Here is a 16,431-nt window from a genome sequence, read left to right on the forward strand (position 1 = left end):
GGACCAGTTCGGTCATGGCCTCGATGAACGGCTGAGCAGGGGTGCCTGGTTCGATTGTGGCGGCGGCCCGTCGTAGACGTTCGCGCGCGGCCGGAGTCGAATGGACGCTGCTGTGGATCGAGAACACCGCCAGCCAGCTGACCAAAGGCCGGCCGTAGGCCACGGCGCCCAGCGGGCTGACGATCACCAGGTAGTAGAGCGGGTTCAGCCGCCCTCCGGTGCAACCCTCTCCGCGGCCACCGTGGGCCGGGGCAGGCGCGGCGTAGGCCAGGCCGGCTCCCACGCCCAGGCCGCCCACCGCTCCGCGTGCGCGAAGACACCGGCACGGTCGGCGAGCATCACCAGCACCTGGGCGCGGGCGTCGTCGACGGCCTAGTGCTCGGCGTCGGAGACGATGCCGAGGCGGCGCACGTGCGCGTACTCGTCTTCGTCCTTCCACTCCCAGCCGGTGAGGTCGGGGTGGATGAGCAGGTCCACGGTGAGATCGAAGGTGTCGAACCCGGCCTCAGTACGGCGGGTGGGGTGCTCGAAGTTGACGTACCAGTTCCGCAGTCGCCGCCCGGCGCCGTCGGGGACGAAGAAGGCGTTGATGCTGAACCAGGCTGCCGGAGGCTTCCACAGCAGCAGGTCGGTCTCCTGCCACACCGCGTCCGCGAGTTCCCACCGGCCGGTCGCCATCGCCTCGAACGCCTCGGTGCGCACCGAGCGGTCTCCGTCGTCGCGGGCCTTCGCGTACAGGGCGGGCCAGCGGGCCTCCGCCCCGGGCGCACAGGCGGTCACCAGCGCCTCGTCGATGTCCGCGAGAACCCGCAGCGCCTGCTCGCTCCACACCCGGCCGGAGCGGTGCACGTCGCGCCGTACGACCGTCTCGCCCGTCTCGAAACTTCGCACCACGTCCTCCACCGCCGGCCACGGTCGGGATGTCCGGCCAGGCTCGCCCACCTCAGCGTGCACGGGAAGGGCACAGCGCTCAGGGGCTGCCCGACTGAGTAACACCCTGCGCGAGTTGGCCAACGACATCGAAGACGGTCTGGCCGAACGCGGTAGGGGCGATCAGCACGCCGAAAACCAACACGATCACGACAGTCAGCTTCTCGTCGTTCCGGCTCCGGGCCTCCGTACGCCTCCGCAGCCGCACGACGATGATGACCGCCAGCAGAACCGCAACATTGATCGACAAAACCACCGGCCCGCCCTCCCCGTCACACGAACGTCTCAGCCCACAAGTAGCTCGCACCCCTCCATGCGGTGGGCTGATCACCTATCGTTGGCGGCAAAACGCTTCTGCCCGGCCGGATTTCCGGCCTTGACCGGCCCGCTCAGCCGCGTTCCACCCCACAGGCGGCGCGGTGCGGGCCGCGTGCCTTGAGCGGAGGCCCTGAACCTTTTGACGGGCCATGACCGCCCAGGGCCTCCTCCTGCCTTGGCCGAACCCGGCCAGAGCGGGGTCCCGCATCCGACACCGGAACGGACAAGGGACCGCGGACACAGTTCGGGCGTGTCACACGACCAACGCGAGCGGCATCTCACGGACACGGCCCACGTCAGCGCCGGTCGTTTATCAGCCCTGCGGGAGGGCTCGCGTCGGACGCGGCACGACGGCCGTCATCGTCTTGCCCGACGCATGGACCTGGACCCGCACGCCGATGGAGAGGTCCTGCACCAGCTGCCAGCCGAACCCGCCTGGCCGGGTCGCATCCAGCGGCTGCGGCCGAGGCGGGAGGGGGCTGGCATCGTGCACCGTCACGGTGACCGTCCCCGCACCGGCCGTCAGCTCGAACTGGGTCACCCCGTCGGCGTGCCGCACCGCGTGGTGCACAGTTCCGACACCACCATCAGCACCGTGTCCACGGCGTTGCCGCCATCCGGCGCGACCACCAGCAGAAAACCGCGGGCCACATCAGTGGCCTGCCCAGCCGCCCGCACGCTGCCGTCGTCGAGAGGTTCGAGGCCTTCTTGAGGTGGATGCACCGTTACGGTCTCAAGTCGACAATCACCCGCACCGGCCTGCGAGTTGGGTTCAACGCAGAGTTGCCTCGATCACGGAAAAGGGCGAAGGCGTCGGCACGATCCGGTCGACCGTGAAACCCGCGTCGCCGAGTAGCGCTTCGTACTCCTGCGCAGTGCGTTCACGACCCGTCAGCATGGCCAGCATCGTCAAGTCGATCATCTTCGCGAGATGAGGCGCGTCCCCCTCCGGCAGAACGGCTTCGATCACTACGAGCCGGGCTCCGGGGCTCGCGGCCCGCGCGATCGAACCGAGTATCTTGCCGGACGACGCGTCGTCCCAGTCATGCAGGATGTAGGACAGCACATAGACGTCCGCGGCCGGCACCGCGTCGAAGAAGTCGCCCCCGAAGACCTCGACACGGTCCGCGAGACCGTGTCGCCGCAGCAACTCGTGTGCGTCGGACACGACATGCGGCAAGTCGAAGACGATCCCGCGCCGGTCCGTGTCACGGCCGAGCAGTTCGGCCATGACGGTGCCGTCGGCACCGCCGATGTCCGCCACGAGCTTCCCGTCGGGCAGGACATAGCCGTCGAACATCCCTGCTCGCAGGCCGCCCGTCACGTTCGCCATGGCGCCGGTCAGCAGGGCGGCGCGCTCCGGGTCCTCGGCCAGCCACTCGAAGAAGGGCTTCCCGTAAAGGGTCTCCGCGGCGGGTTTCCCTGTCCTCACAGTGCCCAGCAGCTCGCTGAACGGCTGATAGTGCGTCTGCATCCAGTACAGCGCCGCGTCCCGCAGCGAGGCCGGGTGCGACGCGGACAGCAGCTCACCGAAGGATGTCACCTCGACCGTGTCGTGCCCGACGTGACGGAACAGGCCGAGCGGTGCGAGTGTGCGCAACAGGCGCCGTAGAGCGTCCTCGTCGGCGCCCGTCTCCGTCGCCAGCCGCCCGGGGGACCGAGGCCCCTCCGCGAGCCTGGTGGCGATGTCCAACTCGGCCACAACATACAGCGCCTGGGAGATCTGGAAGCCTGCCAGCATTTGGGTCATCAGCGCCGCCTCGGTCGGGGCCGCGGGTGCGGCTCCGACGGCGTCGCTCGTTTCGATAGTGCTCAACACGTCTCATCTCCAGGAAACAACAGGAACTTCAGAAGCACAGGCGTCAGCGCTGTGCTGTGACAGGTGCCGCATGGGGCACTGCGTGGGCGCCTGCAAAATCCTTCCAGGGCGTGGCACCGTCGCAAGAGCAACACCTGTTCAACCAGTGCTCACTTCTGCCTACCGCCTCCGGGACGGGCTCACCGGCCGACGTCAGGGCCGCCGCCTGGGCCAGCGCGGGTGCCAGTCGTGCCTCGACGTCGTCGAACCCCGTGTCAGGACTCCCTTGACCAGTTCGATCAGAGCGTTGCGGGCGGCCTGCACACCGGCCGGGGTGAGCTCGTTCAGCGTCGCGCCCGCGACTCACTCCCGCACTCCACTCGGCAGTCCTCCCCGCAGTACCGCGCTGGCCGGAGCCGGTATCAGCAGCGTGGGGAGCCTGGCGGCCACGCTGGCTGGCGCCCCCTGGGGCATCGTCCTGGCCGTTGCTCTCAGCGGCCTGCTGATCGTGCTTGTGCAATCTGTCGTTCAGGGAATGATTCCCCAGACTCAGCCGATCGTCTCTCCTGGTGGCAGGCCTACTGGAACTACCGCCGGGCACGCAGCCAGGCCACCGCCCCGCCCGAGCGTCGTCCCCCGGCATGACGACGCACGGCGGGTGGGGCGATGGCTGTTGACATGCGTCAGGCCTGTGTTGGGACGGACGCCGACGGTCGGACAGCCGGGCCAGGTGCCGGTCAGGCGACGGGTGGCGGTGGCGCCACCGCGGTCGACGACGGCTTTCACACCGGCGAAGATAGCGCCCTGCAGGACGGCCGCAGATACCACCTCACGGCCGACCGGGAAGCCTTCACCCGCGAGCCGCCCAAGACGCTGAAGGGCCGGATCGGCTACCTGATCCGGCAGTTGGGCAGCGCCCCCGCGGTCGCGCAGGAGATCGGCGTCAGCCCGCGGTCGGTGGAGCGCTACCGCAAGGGCGAAAGCAAGCACCCGCCCCAGGCCATCGCCGAACGGATCGACGCCGCCGTACGGCAGCGATGACAGCCGCAGGTGCGCAAGCGCCGGCAGAAGCAGGCCGCCACCGCGACCGGGATCACGGTGGAGACGAGGCCCGGTTCGGGTACACCGCGCCCATCGGCACGACCGACGACGGACGCTTCCGCCGCCTGACGGTGCACCTCCCCCCGGCCTACGCACAACGCCTCTTCGACGCCCGCAACACCGGCGCCAGCGACCAGCAGATGCGCCAGATCATCGCTGAAGGCTTCAAAGAGATCTACTTCCAGGACGGCGGAACCCGCGCCGCAGGACTCTCCGACGTCACCCTCAACGACATCGACTACCTCGACCTCGACTACTAACCTGGCGCCGACCGGCGGGCCCGGCACCTGCTTGGGTGAGCCGAAGCAATAGTTGTCACAAAGGCAGCCTTGATGTCACCGAGCCAGCGGGCATCCCCCATCGAACCCGTGAGCGTGACCCTCAACGGGCCGCCGCCAGGCGCTCCGGGAGTCGCGTGATCGCGGCGGCCACGGCGAACCCGAGTGTGACGCCGGCGGCGGAGGCGATGGTCGCCGCCCAAGCCGCTTCGAGGGAGCCGGGCAGGACGGCGCTGGTGAGCTGGCTCGCGCCTGACAGCGCCGCCACTGCGGCCAGTGCGGCCGGCCAGCGGTGCCGTACCCCATCGATGATGTCGTCGACGACATTCCAGAGGAGCATCACAGCCATGATGTAGGAGCCGCCGAATTCATCGTCCCAACCCACCGCGGTGACCGTGGCCCCGAAGGCGAGCACCAACAGCCAGACCCCTATCAGCCGCCAATAGGGCGTGGGTTGCTGCCGTCCTGCACCACGGGGGATCCAGAAGAACCGTGTGATGCGTTGGACGACCGTGTCCTTCTGCATGATCCGCGTCCCGTTCCCCCGTGGCCGACTCCGGTTGGAGCTCAAGAGTTAGGACGTACGGCAGCGCGCCGCGGTTGTGGAGTCTCACTGCGAATCAGCGCGGCACGGTCGCCCTCATGACCCAGGAGTTCCGCGCCGCCGTGGCCGCGGCGAGCCCCTTTGGGAGCCGTCCGGGAGTCGTTGGCCAACTCGGCCCGCTGCCGGCGTGGTGTGTCGGTGACAGCAACCCTGCCCGATTCCATCGCCGGTGACGAGTAGCGTGCCGATGCCGGTAACAAATACCCTGCTTCGCCGACGCGGCGCCGCTGTCGGCGTTCGGCGCTGGTGACACCTATCGTGCGTCGGCTCATTGGGTGACTGGGCGCTTCAGTCGGCGAGTGAGCGTGACGCTTGGCGAGCTGAGCGTTCAGTGTCGATCTTTGCCGCAAGGAGGTTGGCGCCCTCGACTTCTGTGGGGCCGGCGCAGAGGTCGGCGGTGTGAGCGTTCGGCATCGTGGACGGCCTGGCTCCGATGGGGCTCCGGCACGTTTCTTGCCTCGCCAGGAGCGCCGCGCCGACGGGAGGACAGACTCAACCGATCGCCGTCTATGTCTCTCGCTGTTGACAACGCCGGACGGCTGACGGGACTGTCGGCGGCCGACGACATAATCGCCACCGTCATGATCATCGAGCCGGCCGGAGGCTGCTGTTGTCCTCGCTGCATGATTTCGCCACCTGGGAGCCTCTGCTGCGGCTCCTGCGGACAGCCCACAGGGAGAGCCTGGCGGCGCCGGGCGGCAACGTGGCCGGGAGTATCGGTCGGGGCTCGTGGAGCGTGCCCCTACAGCAGCGTCGCCCGCAGCCCGGGCGTGCCCTGCTGGTGTCGGACATGCAGGAGGAGTTCGACGCGATCGAGCGGGTGCGGAACGCGCTCACCGCGGCGGAAGTTGCCCACATCGCGTTCACCGTGGAGATCGAGCCGAGCGGGAAGGCTGTGCTTCATCTGTTTGATCCCAGCCCTGCTGCGGATCCCGGCCTCGGAAACGCTCACCCGGGGGCGCTGCTCCTGGTCGAGGGGGCGGTGCCCGAGCCGTGGCGCCGCCTGCCCGAGGCCGTGCCCGGTGCGCGGCCGGCTCCGTCCGTGGATCTGGCATTGCTGGAACGGACGCTGCGCGAGCGGATACCCGAGGCGATCGGCGCCACCGAGGCGGAGATCGTCGCGGCGGAGGCCCGTCTGGGAGTGGCGCTGCCCGGGGAGATCAAGGTGCTCTACCGGGTGACGCGCGCGCGGTGGGCGGACTGGGGTGACGACAACGACGCCGCGCAGCGCGTCTTCGACGCGGTTGGCTTCGAGCTGGGCTCCCTCGACGACGTTTCCATCGCCGACAGATCGTGCCGTCCGTTCCGTTGGGAACACGCGGCGATGGAGGCGGCTGTCACCGGGCCGGACGCCGCCGTGCAGGACCTGGTCGGCTCGCCCGGATGGATCGTCATCGGCGACACCGGCGGCGGGGATCGGGTCGCCGTCGACCTGACGCCGGGCCCGTGCGGCCACACCGGACAGATCATCGTGCTCGACCACGAGCAGAGCATCGGAGCCCAACTGTTCGCCGAATCCCTCACCGCCCTGGTCCAGGATCCAGAACAGGACTGGTACTCCGGGCACCGCCGGGCCGAACTTCCCCACGTGGCGTGGGTCAACCACCGGAGTATCAGGAGCATTGAGGCCGCGGCCCACCCCGAACTGGAAGCGCTGAGCCTCGGCGTCTGGGACGGTGAACCGTTCAGCCTGGCACCCCTTATCGGCCTGCCACGCCTGCGTACCCTCTCCTGCTACGCCGGAACGCTTGCCGATCCACTGGAGATCGCCGGGCTGACAGGGCTGGAGTTCCTCGAACTCACGCCGGAGGACTGGCGAGTCCTGCTCGACGCCGGTGCTGTCCCGCGCAGCCTGGCGGCCGCCGCTATCAAGGCCTATGGCGACCGGGACACGCGCGCGATCGTCGCCATGGCGAACGAGATCCTCGCTCTCTGGGACCGCCCCCCGATCCCCGAGACCATTGTCCACGGCGACCTCGGGCCCCTGCCGTAGCGACCGTGACAGCAGTGCTGAACGCTTCAACTGGCGAGCTTCGCCAACTGAAGCGCCCCGTCACGGTTGTTCAGGCTCGACGTTGTGCCTCGACGAGGCGATCGCCATACAGGAGCGTGCCTGCCTGCTTGACGTGTCGCAGCACAGGTGAGACTTCCATGCTCTGCAGGCCGGTCAGGGACCCGATGCGGTCCGTGGTGAACTCGAACAGTTCGTCAAGGTCGCGGCAGTGCGCGACGGCGTGAATGTTGTAGGTGCCGGACACGGCCGCAGCAAAGGCAATCTCGGGTTCCTGCGCAAGTGTGCGTCCGATGTTCTTAACGGCCGACGGATGTACGCGCAGCCAAAGGTTCGCCCGCGCGTGATAGCCCAGTGCGGCTGCGGCGATCTCGACGTCGAGGTGCACGACGCGACGCTCCAGCAGAGCGTGAAGGCGACGGGATACCCGACCTGGAGTCGAGTCCGCCGCCGCGGCGAGGTCGACGAGACTGGCGCGACCGTCTGCGGCGAGAGAGCCGAGGATTTTCTCGTCCTCTGCGGTGAGGCGGACGGGATCGCGGGCGACGACCGGGGCTTCAGCGAAAGGCGGACCTTCACTGCCCAGCATGGCTTCCTGCTCCGGCGACAGGACGCCGTGCAGCGCGGCCCAGTAGTGGCCGCGGCCTCCCAGGAACTGACGAAGCATCGCGAAGGCGTTGACGTCGAGTACGGCCGCGGTACGCGGAAGCCGCTTTCCGAGCAGGTCTTCGCGCTGCTCACGGGTCCGTGACTGAGTCGCGCAGGTGATTTCGCAGCCGGCCGCGCTCAAGGCGACCCAGTTGACATCGTCACGCTTGGCGAGTGCGTCGGCGATCGCCGAGACGCTGCCGGGGCGGCAGCGCAGTCGCACCAGCCACCTGCTCTGCCCCAGCGCGCCGGGATTCACCATGCCGGCGACGCGGATGACGCCGTCGGCGCACAGGCGCCGGTAGCGGCGCTTGACGGCGCTTTCCGTGAGGCCGAGCGCGTTGGCGATCGAGGCGAACGAGGCCCGCGGAGTGACCTGGAGTGCACGAATGATTCGCACATCATCAGGCTGCACAACGCCGGATTCACACATTCGCATACCTTCCATGAAGAGAATCCTATGAAGGAAGCCCCTTTATTCGCTCCGATAACAGCGCGGCGAGCAGACTTGCCAAGCGCTGCGGGACAGCCGCAGCAGCCCGCTGAGACGGCATCCCGGTGCACGAAGTGAGCTCGCCGCCTACGAACGGAGATGACCTGTATGCCATCAACTGGCGCAGATCAAGACAGGCCGACAGCACTCATCGTCGGGGCCTCGCGTGGCCTCGGCCACGCGATGGCGGCCGAACTCCTCGACCGGGGATGGAGTGTCATCGGTACGGTCCGCGACACCACCACCCGAACGCCTCTGCATGATCTCGCGGACCGGTCTGGCGGGGGCGTGAGTGTCGAGCACCTCGACATCAACGAACCCGACCACCTGGCGCCCCTGCATGAACACCTCACCCACCGCCAACTCGACCTGCTCTTTGTCAACGCCGGCACCACGAACAACGAGCAGACCCCGATCGGGGCGGTTCCGACATCGGACTTCGCCCACGTGATGATTACCAACGCCCTCAGTCCCATGCGCGTGATCGAAGCGCTCGAAGACCTCGTATCCCCCACCGGACTGATCGGCGCGATGTCGTCCGGGCAGGGCAGCATCACGAACAACACGACCGGTGGCCGCGAGGTCTACCGCGGAAGCAAAGCGGCCCTGAACATGTTCATGCGCAGCTTCGCGACCCGGCAGTCCGAGACGCAGCGCACCTTCGTCCTCCTGGCACCAGGCTGGATTCGCACCGCCCTGGGTGGGCCGGACGCACCGTTCACCGTCGAGGAAAGCGTCCCCCTGCTCGTGGGCGTCCTGCTGTCCAAGCTGGGCATACCCGGCCTGGCATACCTGGACCGATCAGGTCAGACCGTGCCCTGGTGAATGCGCGCCTGTGTCGTCCGGCGGTCGGAGACGACTTCACTCTCGCGACGCTTCATTCGAATGTACGGCCGGTCGACGCCGTCGACTACGACCAAATCGTCACCGACTGGCCGGCATGCTGTCGGCCCAGCAGGTCCGCCGCTTGCTGCTGGATGTGCTCAGCAGCCTGCTGGGCCTCCGCCACGACGTCACCGCGTTCACGCACCAAGTCCGCATAGATCGGCATGGGGTCGCCTTCGCCGGCGGTACGTGTCACCGCACTGCTCCTTCCGGTGGTTGAGGTCCGTGCCGCGCAGCGGCCGCCTTTCAGGAATCCCTCACCAGCCGCGCCCGGTGAGGCATCCCTCCCGTTTGCCGTGGGTATCGGTCTTCGATGGTTCCCGACATTCCGTCAGGCCCGGTTGAGCCTGGCAGCGATGCCGTGGCCGAGAAGCAAATAGATGACAGCCGGCAAGCCATAAATGAGGACAACACGCAGACCCTCTGTGTCCATTGTGAAAATATCCTGTGCCCATCCGGACAGCCAGTCCGCCGCTCCGAAACGGCGGGCGGCAAAGGGGACGGGCAGGCGTCCGCGATCACTCTCGTGGAGCCTGATGGTTGCCTGGCTCAACTGGGTGCGATATGCGAGCTCCCTCACGGAGATGCCCTCGGCTTCCCGGAACTCGATGAGAGCTTTCGCCAGCCGCTCGGATTCTTCACTCATGACCAAAGCCTTCCGCATCAGACGGCCGGCCATCTTCCAGCGACGCCACGGGTGCGGGGTGACCGGCACGCAGCGACGTCGTTGAACACGGCATCGCGTGCATGAACATCCGATGCCCTGCGGATACGCGAGCGAGCCCGGACCAGTTGGTCCGGGCTCGCGGCCTGTTTCGGGGCACGTTGCTAAAGGTCGAACTCGAGGTGTTCGATGTCCGTGAAGCGGACCTCTTCCAGGCTCCAGGCGCGGCGGCTGATTTTCAGTCAGCGATTGCGGTAGTGCCGGCGGGGGTGAGGGTGCTGGCGACCGCTGGCAGCCCCGGCGTCAACTGACGTGTCACGGGCTGCAAACGGTGCGCTTTGGCCGTTCTGCCCCTTGATTTGCGTACAGTCGCAATGATGTGCTCCATGGGGCGGCAGTGGGTGGGGCATGGACGACTCACGACCTTGGTTTGTGTCCGGGCGTCAGTGCCTGTACGTCGGCAGGGGAGGTCCGTGAGCAGGTCATCGGTCTTCATCTCGGCCGTGTACGGCCCGGATCACCTCAGCGACAGCACGCAACACGAGGGCACGGTCCTGGGGCAGAGTGCCCTTCAGTGCTACCACGACGATTCGCATCGCGGCACAGGCTACGACCAGCAGGCACGCTGCCGGGACCAGGGCCACTGCGATGACATCCATTGGGCTGCCCTCCTTTTCGAGGCACCCGGCTCCGGGTGTCTGGTGCCCAGTCCAGCGGCGGGATCCACGACGGCGAAGTCCTACCGGACCGGCCGGACAGCTACAGCGAAAGACCAGTTCAGCGGCATTCAAACGGAGTCCGGTGCCGGACACACCGGACGCCGTGCCCCTGCAGGGGGGCGATCGTGAGCGGGCCCGAGGGTCTGGGTGCGAGTCGCCAGGCCTTGCGCGATGACCTACGAACGCTGGAGGGACGAGCCCTGCGCGGACGTCCGCGCAGTCAGGCGATCACCGGGGCGAACATCATGCTCCGGAAGAGGGGTTTGCCCCCATTGACGTCGGGGACAGTCAGCGACTGGTTCACCCGTGGTGCTCCGGCCAAGGACTTCGAGTCCCTGTGGGCACTGGTCCTGGTACTGCTGGACTGGTGCCCGGGGCCGGCCACAGGCACTGCCGGGAGCGATCGCGCCCGGGCGGCCCAACGCGCCGGGCACAGGACGTACTGGAAGACGCTGTGGAAACAGGCACGGGACAGCCCAGGTCCGGCCTCATGCAGCGGGTCCTCGGAGATTCCCCCGCACCACTCCCATGCCGCCGCGCCGGGACTGGCGGCCTTCCCGCACCAGGTCGGGGTCCTGCCGTCGCGAGCCGCCTGCTTCCAGGACCGTCACGCCGCCCGCCTGCTTGCGGATGCGGTGACCGAAGGTGGGACAGCGATGCTGGGCGGGATGGGCGGTGTCGGCAAGACCCAGCTCGCCGCCGACCACGCCCGCCACACCTGGCAGCACGGCCAGTTGGACCTGCTGCTGTGGATCACCGCCGCCACCCGCCAAGCCGTCGTCGATGCCTACGCGCAAGCCGGAACCGACCTCCTAGGCGTCGACCCGGCAGATCCACAGCGGGCCGCGACGGCGTTCCTGGCCTGGCTGGAGCCTAAAGCCTCCCCCGTGCCGCGCCGCTGGCTGATCGTCCTGGACGACGTCGCGGACCCTGCGGACCTGCACGGCTTATGGCCTCCCGCCAGCACGCACGGCCGGACCCTGGTCACTACCCGACGTCGTGACACAGCCCTGACCCAGCGCGGGCGCCTGGTTCAGGTCGGCCTGTTCACCACAGCCGAGGCCACCGCTTACTTCACTGGGGCAGGCCGCCGCGAACCTGCTGAGCAGCTCGCCGCCCTAGCTGGGCATTTGGGCCATCTGCCGCTGGCCCTGTCCCAGGCCGCCGCCTACCTGACAGACACCGCCCTGGATTGCGCCGCATACCGGCGCCTTCTCGCCGACCGGGCCAGACAACTGGACGACCTGCTGCCGGAACCCGGTGCCCTGCCCGACGAGCAGCCCGCCACGGTCGCCGCGGCTTGGTCGCTGTCCATCGAGCGCGCCGACCAGCTCCGTCCGGCCGGTGTGGCCGGTCCGATGCTTCAACTCGCCGCCGTGCTCGACCCCAACGGCATCCCGCAAACCGTTCTTACCAGCGCACCAGCCCTGGCCTACCTCACCGACCACCGCGCCGCCGACACACCCGTACTTGGCCAGTGTCCGACCCTGGCCGCACCGGTCACTTCCGAACAGGCATACCAGGCATTGCGGGCCTTGCACCGCCTGAACCTGATCGACCACACCCCCGACATCCCGCACCAGGCCGTACCCGTACACCAGATGGTCCAACGCTCCGTGCGCGACTCCCTGACCTCCGACCGGCGGGCGCTCCTTGCGCGTGCCGCCGCCGACGCACTCCTTGCGACATGGCCTCGTATCGAACGTGAGACCGGCCTGGCCCAGGCCTTGCGCGCCAACACCACTGCTCTGACGGGTTACGCCGACGACGCCCTGTACCAACCGGGCGCCCATGCCGTGCTCCATCGCCTCGGCCAAAGCCTCGGCCAAAGCGGCCAGGTCAACGCAGCCGTCAAGCACTTTCACTACTTCGCGGCCGCTACTGACCGCCGCCTGGGCGCCGACCACCCCGACACTCTTTCCGCTCGCGGCGACCTTGCCCAGTGGCGGGGCGAGGCTGGAGACGCTGCCGGGGCTGCCGCTGCTCTCGCTGAATTACTGGAGGACCGCCTGCGGGTACTGGGCCCTCACCACCGCGATAGCCTCCGCACCCGGGGAAACCTTGGCCAGTGGCGGGGCGAGGCGGGGGATGCAGCCGGGGCTGCGGCTGCTCTCGCCGAGTTACTCGCCGACCGCCTGCGGGTACTGGGCCCAGAAGACCCCGATACCCTCACCACCCGGGCCAGCCTCGCCTACTGGCAGGGCAAAGCGGGCGATGCGGCGGGGGCTGCGGACGTCTTCGCAGAAGTGCTGACCGACCGCCTGCGAATACTGGGCCCAGAACACCCGAACACTCTCATCGCCCGGGGAAACCTCGCCCGGTGGCGGGGTGAGGCAGGGGACGCCGCCGGGGCAGTGGCCGCCTTCGCCGAACTGCTGACCGACCGCCTGCGAATACTCGGCCCCGACCACCCCCGGACCCTCATCACTCGGGGAGACCTTGCCCAATGGCGGGGTGAGGCAGGGGACGCCGCCGGGGCAGTGGCCGCCTTCGCCGAACTGCTGACCGACCAGCTTCGGGTGCTGGGGCCGGATCACCCCCGGACCCTCGCTACCCGGCACGACCTTGCCCGCTGGCGAGGGGCGGCAGGAAGCTGAGAGCGCGGTGGTGAACCGGGTGGGGTCGGTGACAATTTTGGCGATGTACGTTGCCGTGTGGTGGGGCTGGGTCTGGAGGGGTTCCGTCCTGGAGGGAGCGCGGCGTGGGCCGCGCTCCTATCGGGTCCTACGTGGTCAGGTGGAGCTGGACTTCGGGCGGCGCTTGGGGGTGCGGCTGCGGGGACGCCGTCTTGTGCCGGGGCTTGCCTCGGCTGCCGGTTCGGTATCCGCTTCGCCGCCGCTCTCGCCGGAGGGCCTCTACTCCGCGGCGGAGTCCGTTTCGGGCTTGGCGCTGGGGGGCTGCGTGACGTCGGGGCCGGGTTCTTCGGCGGGTGATGGGTCTTCCTCCTGGACCTCGTCAGCTGCGGGGTTGTCGGCCTGCCGATCACCGTCGGGCGCTGGGGTTGGATCAGGCTCCATTGCCGGGTCGTTGTCGGCTACGGGGCCAGATTCGGTGTCGGTCGAGGGCTCGGCGTCTTCACCGACGTCAGGCGGTGTGGTGTGGGCTTCGGGGTCACAGTCGCGCAAACTACGGCTACCTCAAGCCGGGCTCGACCTACGTCTTCCGTACTTCCGCCTACGACGGCAGCCTGTACGAGACTGACTGGTCCCCGTGGGCGAAGTTCACGATCCGCAGCCACGCCGTCGACATCACCTTGCCCGAGCCCAACAAGGACGCGCCGGCCGTCGACCTGGACCAGTACCAGAAGCCGCAGGTCACCAACGACCATGTGAATGCTTCCCCCGGCAACCCCGGCTCGCTGACCGTGGACGAGCTGCCGGCACCGCTCGGTAAGGGCTGTCACCAGCGTGTTCACCCCGACGGACGCGGAAGTCGCCTCCGCCCGCGCCGTAGTGGCCGCCGCCGAGGAAGCAGGCGGCCGCATTGTCCGCGTCGACGGGCAGATGATCGGCCCGCCGATGGTCAAAGCCGCCCGGGCGCTGTTGGCCCGCGTGGACGGCCGCATGCCGCGCGGGGTGAGCGCGTGACCACCAGCATCCCCACCCCAGTCGGGTACCGGCAGATCACCGAGGGCCGCTACCGCGAAGTGGTCGGCCTGGGCTACTACGAGCTGCGCGAGGGCATGGTCATCGAACACCGGCCCGGGCGCACCATAACCGAGGCCGACAACACCGTGATGACCACGCTCGGCGGCAACGACGCCCCGATCCACACCGACGCCCACTACAGCAGTCTCACCGAGTGGGGCAGGCCCCTGGTGTGCAGCAGCATCACCCTCCACATCGTCGGCGGGATGACCGTGCGCAGCACCAGCGGCCTGACCCTGGCCAACCTGCTTCCAGGAGATCCGTTTCACTCACCCCGTGTTCGTGGGCGACACCCTTTACGCGCAGACGGAGATCACCGGCCGCCGCCTGTCCGAAAGCCGCCCGGACGCGAGGTCGCGGTGGCGAGGTGCACCGTCAGGCCACGGCCGGGATGCGGCTGGGCTGGTGTTCGACGCCAAGCTGGCGGCGCCGGCGATGTCGCCTGTGAGGACGGCTTCGAGCGCGAGGGCGAAGGTGGCGGCACCGCTGTGGCGTACGCGAACCGGTGCGGCGATACGGCCCATGGAGGGCCCGGCTATCGGTGCGTCCAGAAGCTGCGGATGGGCCCCTTCCGCCGTGGGAAATCTGATGACGGACAGTCCGCGATCGGGGAGGGCTCATGAGCACGGGGACGGTTGCGGTGTTGGTGGCGGCAGTGGGGATGATAGGTACCCTACTTTCACCGCTTGCGACGACATGGGTGAGCGCTCGGACCCGATCGCAAGAGTTCGACCTCCGGCGGCTCGCTGACGAGGAGACGCGACGTCACGAAGCGATGGCAGCCGATTTGGAGCGTCGGCGAGCTACATACATTGCTCTGAACACAAGCGCTCGTCTATGGCGACTACGACTGATGGAAGACCTCAATGAGTTCCCGGACGGAGTGGGAGCAAGCTCGGGGACGGACGAGGCCCGTTTGACGTTTCAAAACGACTTCGCGCACGCCCAGATGTTGGTGCCGGACGATGTCTTGGACGCAGCCACACAAGTGCGGATCTCACTGGCGGACGCATACAAACGGCTGACCCGACTGGGCAGGGCTTCGGCAATCGACGATCAGGCGCGTGACGACCTGCGTGCATTCCTGCTGAACATGTGGGAAGTGATCACAAAGATGCAGGCGGTAATGCGGAAAGATCTCGGGGTTGGTTCAGGAGTCCCGGTGCCCTCCGAACGACCCGGAGCGTATCTGCCCGATACCCAATGATCTGCCTAACCCAAGGCCTGGCCGGGCAAGGTGGCGCGTCATGAGTAGGGTCATCGACCAGTAGACCATCGCCTCGGCGCTGGTAGTGCGGCGTTCGAAGTCGCGTCGCTGCGCACGGCGATCCAGGATGAACAGCACAGCCATGCCAGCGCCTCGCGGCGCGTCACCGTCTGAGTCTGAGGCAGCGGCACTTCCTCGAGCTGGCTGATCATCCCGCTGACACGGCCTCAACGCCCGTGGCAGGGTGCGGTGATCGGGTACGGCAAATGGAGGGGGCTTCCGTGGAAGCGCGGATGTGGGACGCACTGGTCGACGTGGCGAAGAAGGCGCACACCGCCGGGCTGGGCGAGGGCGCAGTCCCGCGCCCGCTCATCATGCCGCTGGTGCGCGGCGAGCTGATCGGGATGATCTGGGTCCGCCCCCTCAAGGTCGGCCAGGACGCACTCACCGGGATCGCGGAACTCTCGAACATCGCCGCGGCCGCCCGCGCGGACGAGGTCGTCCTCGCGTGGGAGACCCACGACGTCGCCACCGCCTGCGAGCTGCCCATCGTCGGCCCGGCGCCGTGCCTGAACATGGTGCTCTCCACTCGCGACGGGCACGTCCTGCACCAGTTCCCCTACAACGAGCAGTTGCTGTCCCGCAGTTCCGACGGCTGGGCATCGGTCGCCACAGACTGGAGTCCGGCCCCCGCGCCGCAGACCGGCGGCGAACTGGTGCCGCCGATCCAGGCCGCAGTGGACTACTCCTTCACCCCAATCGAGCTGGACCACCCCGACCCGTTCGGCGTCACCGTCGTGCTCATGGAAGAGGACGGCTACCGGGTGCGCCTGACCGAAGCGTTCGACCGCTGAGCCCGTGGCTGCTCTCTCCAGGGGCGGATGAGCCTCGCAGGCACTCTCGAAGCGTCTGTTAGTGCCACACTGTGCCCCCGGGGAAAGGGGTGGGCCATGGGGTTCGGTTTCCGTGTCGGTGTGCCTGGGCTCAATGTTCGGGTCTCCACACGCGGTGTGCGGACGTCTGTCGGTCCGCGTGCGGCGAGGCTCAGCGTGGGCAGCGGTGGTGCAAGGGTGTCGACGGGACTCGGCCCCTTCTACGCGTCGAGTTCTCTCAGCGGCAGTCGTCGGC

17 protein-coding genes and 2 pseudogenes are annotated in these 16,431 nt (G+C 68.3%); 8 read left to right on the forward strand and 11 right to left on the reverse strand.

What is annotated here, in order from left to right; genetic code table 11:
* Positions 1-204: 204 nt before the first annotated feature.
* The 7 genes and pseudogenes from BFN33_RS53830 to BFN33_RS51205 all read right to left on the reverse strand — a co-directional run.
* Positions 205-339, reverse strand: a complete 135-nt coding sequence (locus tag BFN33_RS53830; protein WP_256122557.1) for a hypothetical protein — start codon at positions 337-339, stop codon at positions 205-207.
* Between the two features lie 33 nt (positions 340-372).
* Entirely contained in the window at positions 373-891 is a 519-nt protein-coding gene (locus tag BFN33_RS53835) for a DUF402 domain-containing protein (protein WP_256122558.1), read from the reverse strand.
* Positions 892-970: 79 nt separating this feature from the next.
* Positions 971-1,186 carry a hypothetical protein gene (locus tag BFN33_RS00365; RefSeq protein WP_069757814.1) on the reverse strand — a complete coding sequence of 72 codons (216 nt, stop codon included), beginning with the start codon at positions 1,184-1,186 and terminating at the stop codon, positions 971-973.
* A 375-nt stretch (positions 1,187-1,561) separates the two neighbouring features.
* Positions 1,562-1,789 carry an ATP-binding protein gene (locus BFN33_RS00370; protein ID WP_218108939.1) on the reverse strand — a complete coding sequence of 76 codons (228 nt, stop codon included), beginning with the start codon at positions 1,787-1,789 and terminating at the stop codon, positions 1,562-1,564.
* Positions 1,786-1,971, reverse strand: a complete 186-nt coding sequence (locus BFN33_RS53620) for a hypothetical protein (protein WP_218108940.1) — start codon at positions 1,969-1,971, stop codon at positions 1,786-1,788. The genes BFN33_RS00370 and BFN33_RS53620 overlap by 4 nt, the downstream gene beginning before the upstream one ends.
* Positions 1,972-2,020: 49 nt before the next feature.
* Positions 2,021-3,064 carry a methyltransferase gene (locus BFN33_RS00375; RefSeq protein ID WP_079140442.1) on the reverse strand — a complete coding sequence of 348 codons (1,044 nt, stop codon included), beginning with the start codon at positions 3,062-3,064 and terminating at the stop codon, positions 2,021-2,023.
* Positions 3,065-3,766: 702 nt separating this feature from the next.
* Positions 3,767-3,880, reverse strand: a pseudogene (locus tag BFN33_RS51205) (DUF4235 domain-containing protein); the annotation flags it as partial.
* On the opposite strand from BFN33_RS51205, the pseudogene BFN33_RS00380 reads away from it, so the two are divergent.
* Positions 3,851-4,407: pseudogene (locus tag BFN33_RS00380) on the forward strand (XRE family transcriptional regulator). The pseudogenes BFN33_RS51205 and BFN33_RS00380 sit on opposite strands and share 30 nt — an antisense overlap.
* A gap of 121 nt (positions 4,408-4,528) precedes the next feature.
* On the opposite strand, the gene BFN33_RS00385 reads toward BFN33_RS00380, so the two are convergent.
* Entirely contained in the window at positions 4,529-4,951 is a 423-nt protein-coding gene (locus tag BFN33_RS00385; protein ID WP_069757816.1) for a hypothetical protein, read from the reverse strand.
* 688 nt (positions 4,952-5,639) lie between these two features.
* Here BFN33_RS00385 and BFN33_RS00390 point away from each other — a divergent pair.
* Positions 5,640-7,022, forward strand: coding sequence for an SMI1/KNR4 family protein (locus tag BFN33_RS00390; RefSeq protein ID WP_069757817.1), 1,383 nt, complete (start codon positions 5,640-5,642; stop codon positions 7,020-7,022).
* A gap of 70 nt (positions 7,023-7,092) precedes the next feature.
* On the opposite strand, the gene BFN33_RS55220 is transcribed toward BFN33_RS00390, so the two are convergent.
* Positions 7,093-8,136, reverse strand: a complete 1,044-nt coding sequence (locus BFN33_RS55220; protein ID WP_069757818.1) for an Lrp/AsnC family transcriptional regulator — start codon at positions 8,134-8,136, stop codon at positions 7,093-7,095.
* 153 nt (positions 8,137-8,289) lie between these two features.
* On the opposite strand from BFN33_RS55220, the gene BFN33_RS00400 reads away from it, so the two are divergent.
* On the forward strand, positions 8,290-9,006 hold the full coding sequence (locus BFN33_RS00400) for an SDR family NAD(P)-dependent oxidoreductase (protein WP_069757819.1): 717 nt from the start codon (positions 8,290-8,292) through the stop codon (positions 9,004-9,006).
* 85 nt (positions 9,007-9,091) lie between these two features.
* Here BFN33_RS00400 and BFN33_RS52945 read toward each other — a convergent pair whose 3' ends face one another.
* Both BFN33_RS52945 and BFN33_RS00405 read right to left on the reverse strand, forming a co-directional pair.
* Complete coding sequence (locus tag BFN33_RS52945; protein ID WP_176742265.1) at positions 9,092-9,262, reverse strand: hypothetical protein; 171 nt, start codon at positions 9,260-9,262, stop codon at positions 9,092-9,094.
* 135 nt (positions 9,263-9,397) lie between these two features.
* Positions 9,398-9,712 carry a hypothetical protein gene (locus tag BFN33_RS00405; protein ID WP_256122560.1) on the reverse strand — a complete coding sequence of 105 codons (315 nt, stop codon included), beginning with the start codon at positions 9,710-9,712 and terminating at the stop codon, positions 9,398-9,400.
* Between the two features lie 1,357 nt (positions 9,713-11,069).
* Here BFN33_RS00405 and BFN33_RS00410 point away from each other — a divergent pair.
* The 5 genes from BFN33_RS00410 to BFN33_RS00430 all read left to right on the forward strand — a co-directional run bounded on the left by BFN33_RS00410 (position 11,070) and on the right by BFN33_RS00430 (position 16,157).
* Entirely contained in the window at positions 11,070-13,046 is a 1,977-nt protein-coding gene (locus BFN33_RS00410; protein ID WP_370743248.1) for a tetratricopeptide repeat protein, read from the forward strand.
* Between the two features lie 810 nt (positions 13,047-13,856).
* On the forward strand, positions 13,857-14,036 hold the full coding sequence (locus BFN33_RS00415; protein WP_069757821.1) for a hypothetical protein: 180 nt from the start codon (positions 13,857-13,859) through the stop codon (positions 14,034-14,036).
* Positions 14,033-14,719 carry a MaoC/PaaZ C-terminal domain-containing protein gene (locus tag BFN33_RS53855; protein ID WP_256122562.1) on the forward strand — a complete coding sequence of 229 codons (687 nt, stop codon included), beginning with the start codon at positions 14,033-14,035 and terminating at the stop codon, positions 14,717-14,719. Before BFN33_RS00415 ends, BFN33_RS53855 begins: the two co-directional genes overlap by 4 nt.
* Before the next feature lie 230 nt (positions 14,720-14,949).
* Positions 14,950-15,303, forward strand: a complete 354-nt coding sequence (locus BFN33_RS51665; RefSeq protein ID WP_141757904.1) for a hypothetical protein — start codon at positions 14,950-14,952, stop codon at positions 15,301-15,303.
* 293 nt (positions 15,304-15,596) lie between these two features.
* Complete coding sequence (locus tag BFN33_RS00430; RefSeq protein ID WP_176742308.1) at positions 15,597-16,157, forward strand: hypothetical protein; 561 nt, start codon at positions 15,597-15,599, stop codon at positions 16,155-16,157.
* Positions 16,158-16,431: the final 274 nt, after the last annotated feature.

Source organism: Streptomyces sp. LUP47B (assembly GCF_001746295.1).
Classification (GTDB): Bacteria; Actinomycetota; Actinomycetes; order Streptomycetales; family Streptomycetaceae; genus Streptomyces.

Bases quoted from the DNA above. Each gene is read 5' to 3' on its own strand.
- BFN33_RS51665 (WP_141757904.1), top strand. From the start codon at position 14,950: ATGGAAGACCTCAATGAGTTCCCGGACGGAGTGGGAGCAAGCTCGGGG.
- BFN33_RS55220 (WP_069757818.1), bottom strand. From the start codon at position 8,136: ATGGAAGGTATGCGAATGTGTGAATCCGGCGTTGTGCAGCCTGATGAT.
- BFN33_RS00430 (WP_176742308.1), top strand. From the start codon at position 15,597: ATGTGGGACGCACTGGTCGACGTGGCGAAGAAGGCGCACACCGCCGGG.
- BFN33_RS00400 (WP_069757819.1), top strand. From the start codon at position 8,290: ATGCCATCAACTGGCGCAGATCAAGACAGGCCGACAGCACTCATCGTC.
- BFN33_RS00385 (WP_069757816.1), bottom strand. From the start codon at position 4,951: ATGCAGAAGGACACGGTCGTCCAACGCATCACACGGTTCTTCTGGATC.
- BFN33_RS53830 (WP_256122557.1), bottom strand. From the start codon at position 339: ATGCTCGCCGACCGTGCCGGTGTCTTCGCGCACGCGGAGCGGTGGGCG.
- BFN33_RS00405 (WP_256122560.1), bottom strand. From the start codon at position 9,712: ATGAGTGAAGAATCCGAGCGGCTGGCGAAAGCTCTCATCGAGTTCCGG.